General features: G+C 62.0%; 13 protein-coding genes. 7 read left to right on the top strand and 6 right to left on the bottom strand.

The genetic code is table 11. From position 1 onward, the window contains the following. Positions 1-118: 118 nt before the first annotated feature. Together H0I86_RS16910 and H0I86_RS16915 are read left to right on the top strand one after the other, a co-directional pair. Positions 119-616 carry a BCAM0308 family protein gene (locus H0I86_RS16910; protein WP_180921360.1) on the top strand — a complete coding sequence of 166 codons (498 nt, stop codon included), beginning with the start codon at positions 119-121 and terminating at the stop codon, positions 614-616. 66 nt (positions 617-682) lie between these two features. Next, positions 683-916 (top strand): hypothetical protein, encoded by a 234-nt coding sequence (locus H0I86_RS16915; RefSeq protein ID WP_180921361.1) that lies wholly within the window; start codon positions 683-685, stop codon positions 914-916. A gap of 98 nt (positions 917-1,014) precedes the next feature. Here H0I86_RS16915 and H0I86_RS16920 read toward each other — a convergent pair whose 3' ends face one another. The 4 genes from H0I86_RS16920 to H0I86_RS16935 all read right to left on the bottom strand — a co-directional run bounded on the left by H0I86_RS16920 (position 1,015) and on the right by H0I86_RS16935 (position 6,162). Further along, positions 1,015-3,297, bottom strand: coding sequence for a heavy metal translocating P-type ATPase (locus H0I86_RS16920; protein ID WP_180925860.1), 2,283 nt, complete (start codon positions 3,295-3,297; stop codon positions 1,015-1,017). Between the two features lie 121 nt (positions 3,298-3,418). After that, positions 3,419-4,807: an MBL fold metallo-hydrolase RNA specificity domain-containing protein gene (locus tag H0I86_RS16925; protein WP_180921362.1), complete on the bottom strand. Its 1,389-nt coding sequence runs from the start codon at positions 4,805-4,807 to the stop codon at positions 3,419-3,421. A gap of 97 nt (positions 4,808-4,904) precedes the next feature. Then, positions 4,905-5,825, bottom strand: a complete 921-nt coding sequence (locus tag H0I86_RS16930) for a universal stress protein (RefSeq protein ID WP_180921363.1) — start codon at positions 5,823-5,825, stop codon at positions 4,905-4,907. Positions 5,826-5,907: 82 nt separating this feature from the next. Further along, positions 5,908-6,162 carry an Lpp/OprI family alanine-zipper lipoprotein gene (locus H0I86_RS16935; RefSeq protein WP_180921364.1) on the bottom strand — a complete coding sequence of 85 codons (255 nt, stop codon included), beginning with the start codon at positions 6,160-6,162 and terminating at the stop codon, positions 5,908-5,910. Positions 6,163-6,396: 234 nt separating this feature from the next. Here H0I86_RS16935 and H0I86_RS16940 point away from each other — a divergent pair, with 234 nt between their 5' ends. The 3 genes from H0I86_RS16940 to H0I86_RS16950 all read left to right on the top strand — a co-directional run bounded on the left by H0I86_RS16940 (position 6,397) and on the right by H0I86_RS16950 (position 9,457). After that, positions 6,397-7,044, top strand: coding sequence for a BON domain-containing protein (locus tag H0I86_RS16940; protein WP_180921365.1), 648 nt, complete (start codon positions 6,397-6,399; stop codon positions 7,042-7,044). Between the two features lie 86 nt (positions 7,045-7,130). Beyond that, on the top strand, positions 7,131-8,972 hold the full coding sequence (gene ftsH, locus H0I86_RS16945) for an ATP-dependent zinc metalloprotease FtsH (RefSeq protein WP_180921366.1): 1,842 nt from the start codon (positions 7,131-7,133) through the stop codon (positions 8,970-8,972). 59 nt (positions 8,973-9,031) lie between these two features. After that, the gene (locus H0I86_RS16950) at positions 9,032-9,457 is read left to right on the top strand and encodes a potassium channel family protein (RefSeq protein ID WP_180921367.1); all 426 of its coding nucleotides are present in this window, start codon (positions 9,032-9,034) and stop codon (positions 9,455-9,457) included. Positions 9,458-9,490: 33 nt separating this feature from the next. Here H0I86_RS16950 and H0I86_RS16955 read toward each other — a convergent pair whose 3' ends face one another. Further along, entirely contained in the window at positions 9,491-11,866 is a 2,376-nt protein-coding gene (locus tag H0I86_RS16955; RefSeq protein WP_180921368.1) for a phosphoketolase family protein, read from the bottom strand. A gap of 243 nt (positions 11,867-12,109) precedes the next feature. Here H0I86_RS16955 and fnr point away from each other — a divergent pair, with 243 nt between their 5' ends. Together fnr and H0I86_RS16965 are read left to right on the top strand one after the other, a co-directional pair. Continuing rightward, positions 12,110-12,856 carry a fumarate/nitrate reduction transcriptional regulator Fnr gene (gene fnr / locus H0I86_RS16960; protein ID WP_180921369.1) on the top strand — a complete coding sequence of 249 codons (747 nt, stop codon included), beginning with the start codon at positions 12,110-12,112 and terminating at the stop codon, positions 12,854-12,856. A 24-nt stretch (positions 12,857-12,880) separates the two neighbouring features. After that, positions 12,881-13,864 (top strand): zinc-dependent alcohol dehydrogenase family protein, encoded by a 984-nt coding sequence (locus tag H0I86_RS16965; protein ID WP_180921370.1) that lies wholly within the window; start codon positions 12,881-12,883, stop codon positions 13,862-13,864. A gap of 12 nt (positions 13,865-13,876) precedes the next feature. On the opposite strand, the gene H0I86_RS16970 is transcribed toward H0I86_RS16965, so the two are convergent. Next, entirely contained in the window at positions 13,877-14,773 is an 897-nt protein-coding gene (locus tag H0I86_RS16970) for a universal stress protein (RefSeq protein ID WP_180921371.1), read from the bottom strand. Positions 14,774-14,879: the final 106 nt, after the last annotated feature.

A 14,879-nucleotide genomic window follows, 5' to 3' on the forward strand; every position in this document is an offset into this window, starting at 1 on the left:
GCCCAAATAAAGTCGTGGGGGTCCACGGTGTTTTCGGTGGGCAGAGGGGTGGGTACTCAATTTTCAGTCACCGCTAAACGTGCAACCTTTTTCCATCTCGTGCGCGAGGAGCAAAGCCATGGACAAGTATCAGCAGAGCCAGAAAAACAAACTGTTCAAACCCGCCATCCATGATCCCTATTACGTGCAGCGAATTGAAGGCTCAGCCATCTGCTCGCAGTGTGGAGCGGTTTATCAGGCCGGTAACTGGAGCTGGAAACGCCCCGAAAACACAGTAATCCACGACGCGCAAACCATGACATGTCCTGCCTGCCGGCGCACCGAGGACAACATGCCGGCGGGTACGCTCAGGCTGTCGGGGGGGTTCTTGCTCAAGCATCGGAATGAAATCGTCCATCTGATCGAAAATACTGAAAAAAAGGAAAAAGCCGATCATGCCCTGGAACGCATCATCAACCTGAGCGACGCGACGGGTGAGCTGATCGTGACGACTACCGGCATCCATCTCGCTAATCGCCTGGGCCATGCATTGGTGGCAGCTTTCAAAGGGCACGCCGATTACCAGTACAGCGATAACGAGTATGGGGTGAGCGTCAACTGGACACGTGACGAGTAGAACCAGGCGCGGTCGTTTCAATATGGATACGGCCCGGATTCTTTTGTCTCCAGAAGGCGTAAGACCATGACCATCAATGAGTCTGTAACACCGCATGCTGCCAACCCTGGACCGATCGACCGTAGCGCGCTGCTGTTTCTTGAAGCAGATCAACTGTACGAGCAAGCCTACGCCCTGTTGAAGGAACCCGTTTCAACGCAAAGCATGGGGGAGTTTTCTGCTGCGAAAAAACACGCGGATGAAAAATATCGACAAGCTCGTCAGGAATGGTTGAATGCCAGGCTCCGGATCAACCGATGACGGCAGTGAGCGGGATTCTGTATGGTTTCCGCATTGGCGAACGCACAAGATGCCAGGTGACGATTGCCGGAAAACGGCTGTGTGTCGGCCTCATGCCGTTAGCGCCAGTCAAGATAACGGTACAGTTCTTCCTCCTGATCGAAATGCAGCCTCACGAGGGTATCCAGGCGAATCAACTGATGCTGGATCTCCTCGGCAGAAGCCGTGGCGGGGGCGGCGCTGAAGTCGGCGCTCATACGTGCCAGCAAATGGATAAGGCGAAAAATTTCCCGGTGAGCGTGGCTCATCGTCGACAGGGGGTCCTCGCCCGGCAGGCTTCGAGTCAGCAACGGGTACAGGGTGTTTTCATCATCGCGCTCATGTTGCGCCAGCGATGTCTGCAGCTTTCCAACCAGTTCCAGCAAGTCGGCCTGTGCCTGCTCAAGGGGACGCCGCGAAAAGTCACTGGCCAGCTGATGCAGATCGCTCAGCACCGCGGCCAGTTGCTGGTGTTCGTCTTGCAGGCGATCGATATGTTCTGCGGCAAGCTTTCGTTGACCCATTCCCGGCAGAGGCCCCAATGCACGCAGGGCGTTGATGATGATCAACACATCAATGCCCTCCTGCACGACGGCACCGACAAGCGGTGGCAGGTAACCGAGCGCAGCCACGACCATGGCCAGCAATGACATGCCCATGCCGACCCATACGCCCTGCCGGGCGATCCGGCAGGTCCGGCGAGCGATGTCCAGCGCATCGACCAGACGGTCCAGGCGATCGACCAGCAATACGACACCCGCCGCTTGCGCTGAAGCCGTGGCACCACTGGCGCCCATCGCCACACCGACATTGGCCGCCGCCAGCGAGGGGGCATCGTTGATGCCGTCGCCGACCATCAGTGTGCTGGCGCGCTGGCAGCCCTGCTGGACAGCCTGCACTTTATCCTTGGGCGTCAACCCGGCCCGCAGCTCGTCTATCCCGGCAGACAGGGCAATCATCTCGGCGGTTTCCAGGCGGTCCCCGGTGAGCATGACGATTTTCTCGATGCCTCGGTTGCGCAATCGCCGCAAGGTTTGCGGGGTTTCTCGGCGCACCCTATCCGAAAACACCAGCAAGCCAGCCAGTATCCCGTCCACGTCGATGAAGCTGCCACTGCACGCCAGGTAATCCATGTGGCGCAGCATGGCCGTGGCCCAGTCGGTCGCAGGCGCTTGTTCATGAGCAAAAGACAAGGTGCCGAAACGCACGCGCCGGCCTTCGACCAGACCACAAAGCCCCGAGCCAGGATGTTCCTGAACCTCCCGCGGAACGCTGAGCGATAAATGGCGTTGATGTGCCGCCTCGACCATTGCCTGGCAGATGGGGTGCGTCGAAGCCTGCGCCAGCGAGGCCGCCAGGCCAAGCAGATACTGGGGATTGGCCAGCCCGTTGACTTCTATCGACTGCAGGCGCGCATGGCCGCTGGTCAGTGTGCCGGTCTTGTCGAGAAATACCTGCCTGATCCCGGCCAACGCCTCCAGGGTCGTGCCGTCCTTGATCAATATCCCGCGCCGCGCCGCCCTCGAAATGCCTGACATGATGGAAATCGGCACCGCCAGGATCAACGGGCAAGGTGTGGCGACCACCAGCACCGCCAGAACCCGCAAGGGATCGCCACTCATTTGCCAGGCCACTGTGGCGATCAGCAAGGTCAGCGGGATGAACAGCAGCGCATAGCGGTCGGCCAGGCGCACAAAAGGTGCGCGCGAGCGTCTTGCCGTCTCCGCCAGCCGCACTATCCCGGCATAGGTGCTTTGCGCTGCCGTGCGCGTGGCGGTCAGCAGGAAAGGTGCACCAACATTGGATACGCCGCTGGGCAGTTGCTCACCTTTGCGACGGGTTACCGGCAACGACTCACCGCTGAGCGCCGATTCGTCCAGGATGGCCGCGGGACTCAACAGGCGACCATCGACCGGTATCACCTCCCCCAGGCGCACCAGCAATGTCTGCTGCGGTTGGATCTGTTCGACGGGGATCCTGCGTAAGCCGCCCTGCTCCTGTAGCCAGGCAAAACGTGGGGCGCGATCGATGAGCGCGCGAAGCTCGCGCTCGGCGCGTTGCCTGGTGAAGAATTCCAGGGTGCGCCCGGTAGCCAGCATCAAGGCAATCACCGCAGCCACCAGCATTTGCTCCAGGACCAGGGCGGCAATCATCGACATCAGCGCGATCAGGTCTACACCCGCCTCGCGCCGGGCCAGGCGCCGGGCAATCTCGACGAGCAGGACCAGGGTCATCACCAGGCTGCCTGCGGCCCAGCCTAGCGATGCCCAGCCGGGCTTCTGCGCCATGTGCGCAACGCCACCGGCCAGGAGCGTCAGGACGCAGAACAGCAATAGCAGTGGGTTCAGCCACTTGCCGAACATCGAGGAGAGTTCCTCAAAAGGCGAATCGAATTCAGCGCGGTGAAAAACGTTGTCCTTCATAGGATCACTCTCGTATCCACCACGACGCCTCGATCGATGAGTGGCAACACCGGGGGATCTGTCAGAGCGACAGGCTTGCAGGCTGGTCGGCAGCCGAGAGCTCGACGCTGTCGCGGTACTCCGGCACCGAGACCGACCATCCCAGCTCCTGGCTGATGCGGCGGCGCAGCACGTCCGAGGCGTTGGGCTCGCCATGCACCACGAAGGTGTGCTTCGGTGGCCGCTTGAACCCGCGCAGCCACTGCATGATTTCATCGGCGTCGGCGTGCGCGGACAAGGTTTCCATCGGCACTACTTCGGCGCGGATCGGCACATCCTTGCCGTGGATACGCACCGACTCGGCGCCCGCGACTATCTGCGCGCCGCGGGTGCCGCCGGCCTGGAAGCCCGGAACCAACAACGTATTGATCGGGTTGGGGGCCAGCGCCTTGAGGTGGTGAACCACCCTGCCGCCGGTGGCCATGCCACTGGCGGCGATGATCACCGCGGGCGTGCGCTGCAGATCCAGGTTGATCGATTCCTGGGTCGTGCGCACGAAATGCGCGACATGACACATGCCTTCGCACTCCTCCTGGGAGAGGCGATGCTCGCTGCGAAAACGCTGGTACAGGCGCGTGACATCGGTGGCCATGGGGCTGTTGAGGTAGATCGGCAGGTCGGGAATCGCACGTTTCTGCAGCAGCCGGTACAGGTGATACATCAGCAATTGCGCACGCCCTACCGCAAACGACGGTACCAGGGTGATGCCACGGCGCATCGCGGTTCGGCTGATGACCTGTGCCAGTTGCTCTTCCGGCGACTCGACGGGGTGCCGGCGGTCGCCATAGGTCGACTCCACCAACAGATAATCGGCGTGCTCGATGGTTTCCGGGGCGAACATCAAAGGGTCGTTGGGCCGTCCCAGGTCCCCGGAGCACACCAGCGTGACGCCGCCGGCCACGACTTCCACCGTGGCCGCGCCGAGAATGTGCCCGGCGCAGCGCAACTGGATGCTCACTCCCGGAAGGATATCGACCCGATGGTGCAACTCCAGCGGCCGCAGCAGCTTCAGGGCACGTTCCGCGTCCTGCTCGGTATAGAGCGGCAGCGCCGGGGTGTGTTTCGAGTAACCATGGCGATTGGCGAACTCGGCCTCTTCCTCCTGCAGGCGGCCACTGTCGCGCAACAGGATTTTCACCAGCTCACAGGTGGCGGCCGTGGCATATACCGGGCCTCGGTAACCGTTGCGCGCCAGTACCGGCAGGTAGCCGCTGTGATCCAGGTGGGCATGGGTCAGGACAATCGCGTCCAGGTCGCGAACCGGTAGCTGGAACGGGTCCCAGTTATGCAGGCGTAATTGCTTGTAGCCCTGGAACAGGCCGCAATCGATCAGCACATGCTGGCCTTCATGCTCCAGCAGGTACTTGCTGCCGGTGACCGTTCCGGCCGCGCCGAGAAATGACATTCGCATGCTCGTCTCCTTGAACTTTCATGGGAACGCTATTGATCGCTCCTTTCGCCCTGGCGACCGTTGACCTTTATCAACCGTGGCTGTGCCCGCGGTCATTTCAGCCGGTCTCGGCGGGCGGCTTGACCAGCATCAGGCTGCAGGGGGCACGGTGCAGCAGGCTCTCGGCGGTACTGCCGACGAAAGTCTCGACTCCGTGGCGGCAGGCCGTGCCCAGCACAATCATGTCGAAAACGTTCCTGCGGGCGAAATGGCCGATCACCTGATGGGGAATGCCGGCCAGCAGATGTCGGCGTTTCTGCTCGACCCCATAACGCTCGGCGAGCAGATCGAAGGCCTCTTGCTGGGCATCGTTGACCGCATCCCGCAGGCTGTCGTCCAGGCTCGAGGTCGGCACACTCGTCACCGTGTCGCCCACTACCGACCAGTTGCTGACATTGAGCAGGTGCAAGGTCGCGCCGCAGGACGTTGCCAGCGTCGAGGCCAGGTCGAGAATCCGTTCGTTGAGCCCTTGGGTCAGCGCTTCCAGGTGGGACAGGTCGATGGCGGCAAGGATCTTCAACGGCTTGGGGTTTTCCGCGCGGGTGACCAGGTGCAAGGAGCCGGGACAGTCACGCAGCAGCAGCCAGTCCAGGGGCCGATGGAAGACCCGGTCGAGCGCCGGCACCCGTTGCACATCCTTGATCACCAGGTCCGGGTGGAAGTCGTTCACGTATTCAAGCACGTGGCCCGGGCTCAACCTGGCCCAGACCACCTCGGTGGTCACCTGCCCTCCCTTGCATCGCTCCAGCCTGGCCTGTTGCTCGAGCCAGTGCCGGTGCACCTGCAGGTATCCTTCCCGGGCCTGGGTCATCGCGTCATGGTCGAACAGGCCGGCCACCGCCAGCGCGTTGACATAATCGAAAGCGACAATGTGCAACATCGCACCTGTTGCGCAGGCCAACGCCTGCGCCCGTTCGAATGCGGGGGTGCGGATCATCTCCGTCGGTGCAATGAGCAGTAAACGTTGTATTTTCAACATCACACACCTCGTCCTGGAAACGCTTTACCGTGTAACTGCCAGCCCGGCTTCCTGCCCGTGAGCGTCGTTCAAAGATCATTCATTACTTGCGAGCCGCCTTGTCGAGCATCCGGCGAGCACGTTCATTGGCCTCATCCGCAGTCCGTTGCGCCTGGCTGGCCGCTGCCTCTGCCCGTTCCGCCTTCAAATAAGCCTCATCGGCCCTGAGCCTCGCCGTCGCGGCGTTGTTTTCCGCGGACTCCAGTCGCGCGTCGACTTCCTGGGCATATCGGTGGCTGCAACCGGCAGTCGTCGCCAACACGATGTTCAGCAATACAACGGGCAAGTGCTTATCCATGGTTTTCCCCTCAGTCGATTGCGACTGGATAGCTTCAGGCTGTGTTTCGAGTATCGGGCGTTATCGACGTGAACCTCTGATCTTTGTCAACTAATGCCGGCTAGCGATCAGCGGACGGACTCAGCGAAGCCTTGTTGATTTAGCTCAATGTCCTGGTGTTGCTCAGGCGTAGAAAAAAACAGGGAGGCCGGTTTGTAATCCGTACAACCAACACATCAGCCAAAGGACACCATCATGAGCGACCTGAATCTGCGTAAATTCATTCTGGAGGAGCTGGAGTTCCAGCCTGACATCGATGCCGCCAACATCGGTGTGACAGTGGAGAACGGTGTGGTCACGCTCACCGGCCACGTCAACAGCTACGCCCAGAAAATCAGTGCCGAACGTGCGGTAAAAGGCATCAAGGGGGTACGCGCGCTGGCCGAGGAAATCCAGGTCAGGCTGGAAAAAGGCGCCGGCACGGCGGACGACACCATTGCCAACCGAGCCGCGAACATCCTCAGTTGGAGTTCAGACGTTCCTGAAGGCGACATCAAGATCATGGTGCAGAACGGCTGGATCACCCTCGAAGGTGAAGTCGACTGGCAGTACCAGAAAGAAACCGCGGAGCGGGCGGTACGTAAATTGTCTGGCGTGGTGGGCGTGGACAATCGACTTACCCTGCGTCCGCGGGTGGATGTGGCCGATATCCAGCAGCGTATCGAGGATGCCCTCAAGCGCAATGCGGAAATCGATGCCAAGGCCATTCACATCAAGGTCGACGGTGATGTGGTAAAGCTTGAAGGCAAGGTTCATTTGTGGCGCGAACGGCAGATAGCCGAACGAGCTGCCTGGTCAGTGCCGGGGGTGAGGAAGGTAGACGATCATTTGCTGATCGCCTGAATCGATCACCCGGGGAGCCCACGGTTTCCCCGGGTGATAGGCGGCCTGCCCGGCCTCACCCCGTGCCCTCTCCTTGAGACAAGGCCATGAACAAAAGTCACCAATGGAACCTGTCCTACTTCGTGATCGCGTTGGCCATGGTCGCCCTCGCTCAGTTTCTCTTTTTCGATCGTCATGTCGTGCAGGACATTCCTTACAGCCAGTTTCTGCAACTGCTGAACGAGCAGAAGGTCAGCGATTTGCGAATCGAGAAGGATCGGATCAGCGGCAAACTGCAGCCTCCCATCGATGGGCACAACCTGTTCTCGACGGTGCGGGTCGAGCCGGCACTGGCGGCGGATCTTGCCCGATCGGCTGTCGGATTCAGAGGAGTCAATGAAAACCCCCTGTTGAGTAACCTGCTGGGGTGGTTGCTACCTTTTGCCCTCATCATGGCGGTCTGGCATTTCCTGTTTCGCGGGCTGGCAGAAAAACAGGGCCTGGGGGGATTGATGAGCATCGGTAAGTCCCGGGCCAAAGTGTTCGTGGAGCGCGATACCGGGGTGACCTTCGCCGATGTCGCGGGCATCGATGAAGCCAGGGCAGAACTGGTGGAGATCGTCTCGTTCCTCAAGGACAAGGCCAGGTACGCGCGCCTTGGGGCGCATATTCCCAAGGGGACGTTGCTGGTCGGTCCACCGGGTACAGGCAAGACCCTGGTGGCCAAGGCCATCGCCGGGGAAGCCGGGGTACCGTTTTTCTCGATCTCGGGCTCCGAATTCGTCGAAATGTTCGTTGGCGTCGGCGCCGCCCGAGTGCGTGATCTGTTCGAACAGGCCAGGCAGGCCGCACCCTGCATTATTTTCATCGATGAGCTCGATGCCCTGGGCAAGATGCGGGGTATCGGCGCGTTCGGTGGCAATGACGAAAAAGAGCAGACGCTCAACCAGCTATTGGCCGAGCTGGACGGATTCGACCCCCGCGAAGGCGTCGTCCTGCTGGCCGCAACCAATCGCCCCGAGATTCTCGACCCGGCGCTGTTACGGGCGGGCCGCTTCGACCGGCAGTTGCTGATCGATCGCCCCGATCGCAAAGGCCGAGAGGCAATTCTCAAGGTCCACCTGAAAAAAATTGCCGCGGCAGCGGACCTCGATTGCCAGCGTATCGCCGACATCACCACCGGTTTCACTGGCGCCGACCTGGCCAACCTGGTCAACGAAGCCGCCATCGTGGCCACCCGCCGCGGCGCCGAGTCGGTCCACCTCGACGACTTCACCTCGGCTGTGGAGCGCCTTGTCGCGGGGGTCGAGCGCAAGAGCAGCTTGCTGCACCCCGACGAACGCAAGGTGGTGGCCTACCACGAGATGGGGCATGCCCTGGCCGCCAGCAGCCTCCCGGCCATGGACCCGGTCCACAAGGTGTCGATCATCCCCCGCGCTGCCGGTTCTCTGGGGTATACCCTGCAACGGCCGACCGAGGATCACTTCCTGATCAGTTGCCAGATGCTCAAGGACCGGATTGTCGTGCTGATGGCCGGGCGCGCCGCCGAGTTCCTTGCCTATGGCCAGATATCCACCGGCGCCGCCGACGACCTGGGGCACGCCACCGATATTGCCCGCCAGTTGATCACTCGGTTCGGCATGGACTCGACACTCGGCCAGTCGGTACTCGAACGACAACCTGCAAGCTATTTGGGCGAACGCCTGCCGCGAGGTGGCGAGAGAGACTATTCGGAACAAACCGCCCGGGAAATTGACCTGGGCATCCGCGCCTTGCTCGATGAAGCCTATGACAAGGCCAAGGCCCTGCTCCAGAGCCGCCGGAACGACCTGGATGCCGGAGCCCGCCTGCTGCTGGAAAAGGAGACCCTGACTCCCGAGGAATTTCCACCGCTCCGGCCGTTGGTGCCAGCCCCGGCGTCGCAGCGGCTGAGCGCGACGCGGTCCTGACCAGGCATTGTTCTGCGCAACGAACGCGCGCCCTTCCCCTTTTTAGCTGGAGGCCCGTCATGCTCGTTGTCACGCTGATCAATACGCTGGTGGTGGTCGTCGTCGTGGTCATTCACTACGAATGCCTGTTACGTCTGAACGACTGGCTGCCCAAACTTAAACTCTGGAGCCGCTTCAGGATCGTTGTCGGGGTGTTCGGTGCGCTGATGGCTCATGCGCTGGAAGTCTGGTGCTTCGCGCTGGTCTATTACCTGATGACGCTCTCCAGTGAGTGGGGCAACCTAAAGGGCAACTTCGATGGCTCGCTCATGGACTGCGTGTACTTTTCCTTCACCACGTACACGACGATCGGTTTCGGCGATATTTCACCTGTGGGCAACCTCAAGTACCTGACCGGGCTGCAGGCATTGACCGGGCTGGTCCTCATATCCTGGACAGCATCGTTTCTGTTTCTCGAAATGCAGAAGTACTGGAAGAACAGATGACCCCCAGCCCTCCTTCCTTGCACGCTCTGACACTCAAGTACCGGTAGCCGGCGTCCATTGCCAATTCAGCACCTCGGGCATGTCCTGCCCGTGTTCGATGAGGTAGAGCTTGTGTTTTTCCAGGGTCGACCAGTAGCGTGACCGCGCCAGCTGCAACTGATCATGCAGCCGTGGCACCCGCTCGATCACGTCCAGCGCCAGTTGGTAACGATCCAGGTTGTTGATCACCGCCATGTCGAACGGTGTGGTGGTCGCGCCCTCCTCCTTGAAGCCCCGCACATGGAAACGCTCGGGATTGTTTCGCTTGTACAGCAACCTGTGGATCAGCGCCGGGTAGCCGTGGAACGCGAAGATCACCGGCTTGTCGAGGGTAAACAGCTGCTCGAAGGCACTGTCCGGCAAACCGTGGGGGTGCTGGTATGAAGGCTGCAGCACCATCAGGTCGACGACATTCACCACCCTTACCCGCAGGTCCGGGACGTACTCACGCAGCAGGGTCACGGCGGCCAGGGTTTCCAGGGTCGGCACGTCGCCGGCGCAGGCCATCACTACGTCGGGGTCCTGGTCATCCCGGCAGGCCCAGTCCCATCGACCGATCCCGGCCTGGCAATGGCGGATGGCCGCATCGATATCCAGCCACTGCCATTCCGGTTGCTTGCCGGCCACGATGACGTTGATGTAGTTACGACTGCGCAAGCAGTGATCGGCTACCGACAACAGGCAATTGGCATCGGGTGGCAGATAGATTCGCGCTATATCGGCCTTTTTGTTCGCCAGCAGGTCGATGAACCCCGGGTCCTGGTGGGAGAAGCCGTTGTGGTCCTGGCGCCAGACGTGGGAAGTCAGCAGATAGTTGAGCGAGGCCACGGGTTTGCGCCACGGCACCTCGGCGGCGGTTTTCAGCCATTTGGCGTGCTGATTGACCATCGAATCGACGATGTGAATGAACGCCTCGTAGCAGGACAGCAGGCCGTGCCGCCCCGTCAGCAGGTAGCCCTCGAGCCAGCCTTCACAGACCTGTTCGCTGAGGATTTCCATCACCCGACCGTCAGCCGCCAGGTGGCTGTCGTCGGGCTCTTGTGGATCCATCCAGGCCTTGGCACTGACCTCATAGACCGCGTCCAGCCGGTTCGAGGCCGTTTCATCCGGGCCGAACAGGCGAAAGTTGCGCGACAGCAGACTGTTTTTCATCACATCCCGCAAGAACCTGCCCAGCACGCGGGTGGCCTCTGCCCGCAGGCAGCCCGGCGCCGTGAGCTGCACGGCGTAGTCGGCGAACCGTGGCAGATCCAGCGACCGCAACAACAAGCCGCCATTGGCATGGGGGTTGGCGCTCATGCGCCGGTGCCCGGTGGGCGCCAGTGCGGCAAGCTCGGGCAGCAAGGCACCGTTGGCATCGAACAGCTCGGCGGGGCGATAGCTGTTGAGCCACTCCTCGAGCTGGCGCAGGTGCAGCGGCTGCTGGAAATCGGCCAGGGGCACCTGATGCGCACGGCAGGTGCCTTCGACTCGATGGCCGTCGACGAATTTCGGCCCGGTCCAGCCCTTGGGCGTGCGTAACACCAGCATGGGCCAGAGGGGGCGCTCCGGAGCCCGGTCCTGGTTATTACGACGGGCGACGCGCTGGATCTCGCGAATTTCCTGCAGCACTGTGTCCAGTGTCCTGGCCAGCGCCTGGTGCACCTCCATCGGGTCATCGCCTTCGACGAAATACGGGTCGTAGCCATAGCCATACATCAGGGCCGACAGCTCGTCCTCGCTGATCCTGGAGAGCAGCGCCGGATTGGCGATCTTGTAGCCGTTGAGGTGCAGGATCGGCAACACCGCGCCGTCGCGCGCCGGGTTGAGGAATTTGTTGGAATGCCAGCTGGCCGCCAGCGTTGCCGTTTCCGCCTCTCCATCACCGATGACACAGGCCACGATCAGGTCCGGATTATCGAAGGCGGCGCCGTAGGCATGAGCCAGGCTATAACCCAACTCGCCGCCTTCATGGATCGACCCTGGAATCTGCGCCGAAACATGGCTGGAGATCCCGTACGGCCAGGAAAACTGCCTGAACAGGCGGCTCAGGCCGCTGGTGTTGCGCCCCACCTCTGGATTGAGCTCGGTGTAGGTGCCTTCCAGGTAGGTCTGGGCCACGACAGCCGGCCCGCCATGACCGGGGCCGGCGATAAAGATCATGTTCAGATCGTACTGGTTGATCAGCCGATTGAGGTGCGTGTAGATGAGGTTGAGCCCCGGTGTGGTGCCCCAGTGCCCCAATAACCGCGGCTTGATATGGGCCAGGGCCAGAGGCGCCTTCAGCAACGGGTTGTCCTTGAGGTAGATCTGCCCGACCGCCAGGTAATTGGAGGCCCGCCAGTAGGCATCCAGCGTCTCCAGTTGTTCCGCACTCAGGAAGCCGCTCATGAAGTTCTCCGCCAGGGCCCGGCCCACCGAGCGACATGCATTGATTCTGGGGACCTGGAACACTCAAGACTTGATTTACATCAAGCACCGGCGAGGCCATTGAAGCTGAATAAGCCATCGTTCCATCGACGCCGTTTAACCAGGCCCTTCCACTCGTCGTCTGTTTTTTGCCAGCAGCCGAACGGCCCGCCCTGGCAAGACTCAGAGACTATGCTTTACCAACCGATAGAGGGGTCTTATGGCATGCCAGACGCCCGAGCGTACCCGAACCATCATCTCAAGGCTGCCTGTGCCAACTGCAGCGTCTTGGAGCTGTGCCTGCCGCTTGGCCTGACCGGACAGGAAATCGAGCGCCTGGACACCCTGATCGTGCAACGGTTCAAGGTCAGGAAAGGCGCCGCCCTCTATCGCGCCGGCGATCCATTGCGCTCGCTTTATGCCGTGCGTATCGGCTCATTCAAGACCAGCGTGCTTTCACTCGATGGGCGCGAGCAGGTCACCGGCTTCCAGATGCCGGGCGAAATGCTTGGCCTGGACGCCATCAGCACCGACACTCACACCTGTAATGCGCTGGCCCTCGAAGACAGCGAAGTCTGCCCTATCCATTTTGCCCATCTGGAAAAACTCGCCCTGGAGCTGCCGTCGCTGCAGCACAACCTGAACCGGATCCTCAGCCGCGAGATCGTGCGCGATCATGACATGTTGATGATGCTGGGCAACATGAACTCCGACGAACGCCTGGCGGCCTTCCTGCTGAACCTGTCGCAACGCCTGAGCCTGCGTGGCTACTCGTCCAGGGACTTCATCCTGAAGATGCGCCGCGAGGAGATCGGCTCCTACCTGGGGCTGAGACTGGAAACCATCTGCCGGGGCATCGCGCACCTGCGGGACCAGGGGCTGGTGGAAATTTCCGGCCGGGAAGTCAAGGTCCTGAACATGGAGGGACTCAAGCAATTGGTCGCAGGTTGCCACCGTTCAGCCCTGTACTGAGCCCTGGAAGCGTGGAGAACCATCATGCGCGCCATGGTCCTGCATATCCCCGGCGAGCCGCTGCGCCGGGAAGAACGCCCGGTCCCGACACCCGGTCCCCAGCAACTGCTGATCAAGGTCCTGGCCTGCGGTGTCTGCCGCACCGACCTGCACCTGGTCGACGGCGAGTTGCCCCAGGCCGTGCTGCCACGGGTGCCGGGCCACGAAATCGTTGGCCAGGTGACCGCCGTGGGCGCCGACGTCGCGCCGGACCGGATCGGCCAGCGGGTGGGCGTGCCATGGCTCGGCTGGACATGCGGCGAATGCGAGTTCTGCCGCACGGGCCGGGAAAACCTGTGCGACCAGGCGCAATTTACCGGCTGTCACCTGGACGGCGGCTATGCCGACTACACCCTCGCCGACGCCCGTTTCTGCCTGCCGCTTCCCGATGCGCTCTCGGCCACCCAGGCCGCACCGTTGCTGTGTGCCGGGCTGATCGGTTTTCGCGCGTTGCGGATGGCCGGGAATGCGCGGCACCTGGGCCTCTATGGTTTCGGCGCGGCAGCGCACCTGGCGATCCAGGTGGCGCTGGGCCGGGGGCAGCAGGTGTATGCCTTCACCCGACCCGATGACCACGCGGGCCAGGACTATGCCCGGTCGCTGGGGGCCAGCTGGGCCGGCCCCTCGGATCAGCCCCCGCCGCACCCGCTCGATGCCAGCCTGATCTTCGCCCCCGTCGGCCCGCTGGTGCCGTTGGCGCTGGCCGTCACGGCCAAGGGCGGCTGTGTGGTCTGCGCCGGCATCCACATGAGCGACATCCCGGCATTCCCTTATCGACTGCTCTGGGGCGAACGCAGCCTGCGCTCGGTGGCCAACCTGACCCGCGAAGACGGCAGCGCGTTTTTCGCAGAATTGCAGCACACCCCGGTTCACTGCGACGTCACCTGCTTCGCCCTGGACGATGCCAACCAGGCACTGGAATGTCTGCGGGCCGGTCAGTTCAACGGTGCGATCGTGCTCACCCCGTGACGCCCGAGCCGTTCACCTGACCGCCAGAATACTGCCCGGCACCGAGTACAGTGCCCGCTCGGTATTGCTGCCGATCAAGCGGTCGATCCCCAGCCGATGCACAGTTCCCATCACCACCACATCGGCCAGGTACTGCTCGACGAAATCACTGATCGCCGGCACCGGCGGACCCGGGACGAAGTGCCGGCGTTCCGGCGGGATGGCGTAGCGCTCCGCCAGGGTGACAAACGCCTGGTGCAAGGACTCACGCAGCTCCTCGACGACGTCCATGCCCCAGCCACCGCTGACCAGCGGTGCATCGCCATTGAATGCCGGCGACAGGTCATAGGCGTACAGCAGGTGCAGTGGCGCATCGCATTGCAGGGCCAGGACATTGGCGGTCTGGATGATGGTGTCGTTGAGGCCGCTGATCTGTGTCGATGGATCGAATGGATCCACCGCCGCCACGACCCGGTGCGGCAACCCGTAACGGGCCTGGTTCACCAGATGCACAGGAATCGGGCATTCACGCAGCAAATGACAATCGAGTGGGGTGATGAACACCCGCTTGAGCAGCGGTTCCAGGCTGACGTCCTTGATCAGCAGGTCGGGGCCGAGCTCCTCGACCGTCTTCAGGATGTCCAGCAGCGGATGGGTGGTGAACAGCACGTCGACCGTCGCCTCCAGCCCCAGGTCGCCGAGCCGCCGGGTCTCTTCGGCCACCCAGCGGCGATGGCGCCGCATATAACGCTGATAACCCGCCTCGTCGATCTTCTCTTCCCACAAGTGCACCACCGGCGCCGGCTCGGCGAAGGCGCGTACATGCAGCGCAGCTCCGCTGGCCTTGGCCAGCGCAACCGCCCGCAGCGAGGCAGGCGACTGATGCAGGGTTGGATCGGCAATCAGCAGCAAATGTTGGTAATGCCCCATCACACACCTCGCTCAGGCACCGGTCGAACAGGCCGGCATGCGCCAAGAGTGCGCCTTGTCCCCCGGTAAGCGGCTTGATTTACATCAGATCCCAATCAATGAACGA

It is taken from the genome of Pseudomonas chlororaphis subsp. aurantiaca (assembly GCF_013466605.1).
In the GTDB taxonomy this organism is placed as follows: domain Bacteria; phylum Pseudomonadota; class Gammaproteobacteria; order Pseudomonadales; family Pseudomonadaceae; genus Aquipseudomonas; species Aquipseudomonas chlororaphis_I.

Bases quoted from the DNA above. Each gene is read 5' to 3' on its own strand.
- H0I86_RS16910 (WP_180921360.1), top strand. From the start codon at position 119: ATGGACAAGTATCAGCAGAGCCAGAAAAACAAACTGTTCAAACCCGCC.
- H0I86_RS16920 (WP_180925860.1), bottom strand. From the start codon at position 3,297: ATGTTCGGCAAGTGGCTGAACCCACTGCTATTGCTGTTCTGCGTCCTG.
- H0I86_RS16935 (WP_180921364.1), bottom strand. From the start codon at position 6,162: ATGGATAAGCACTTGCCCGTTGTATTGCTGAACATCGTGTTGGCGACG.
- H0I86_RS16950 (WP_180921367.1), top strand. From the start codon at position 9,032: ATGCTCGTTGTCACGCTGATCAATACGCTGGTGGTGGTCGTCGTCGTG.
- H0I86_RS16965 (WP_180921370.1), top strand. From the start codon at position 12,881: ATGCGCGCCATGGTCCTGCATATCCCCGGCGAGCCGCTGCGCCGGGAA.
- H0I86_RS16970 (WP_180921371.1), bottom strand. From the start codon at position 14,773: ATGGGGCATTACCAACATTTGCTGCTGATTGCCGATCCAACCCTGCAT.
- H0I86_RS16955 (WP_180921368.1), bottom strand. From the start codon at position 11,866: ATGAGCGGCTTCCTGAGTGCGGAACAACTGGAGACGCTGGATGCCTAC.
- H0I86_RS16940 (WP_180921365.1), top strand. From the start codon at position 6,397: ATGAGCGACCTGAATCTGCGTAAATTCATTCTGGAGGAGCTGGAGTTC.
- ftsH (WP_180921366.1), top strand. From the start codon at position 7,131: ATGAACAAAAGTCACCAATGGAACCTGTCCTACTTCGTGATCGCGTTG.
- H0I86_RS16930 (WP_180921363.1), bottom strand. From the start codon at position 5,825: ATGTTGAAAATACAACGTTTACTGCTCATTGCACCGACGGAGATGATC.
- H0I86_RS16925 (WP_180921362.1), bottom strand. From the start codon at position 4,807: ATGCGAATGTCATTTCTCGGCGCGGCCGGAACGGTCACCGGCAGCAAG.
- H0I86_RS16915 (WP_180921361.1), top strand. From the start codon at position 683: ATGACCATCAATGAGTCTGTAACACCGCATGCTGCCAACCCTGGACCG.
- fnr (WP_180921369.1), top strand. From the start codon at position 12,110: ATGCCAGACGCCCGAGCGTACCCGAACCATCATCTCAAGGCTGCCTGT.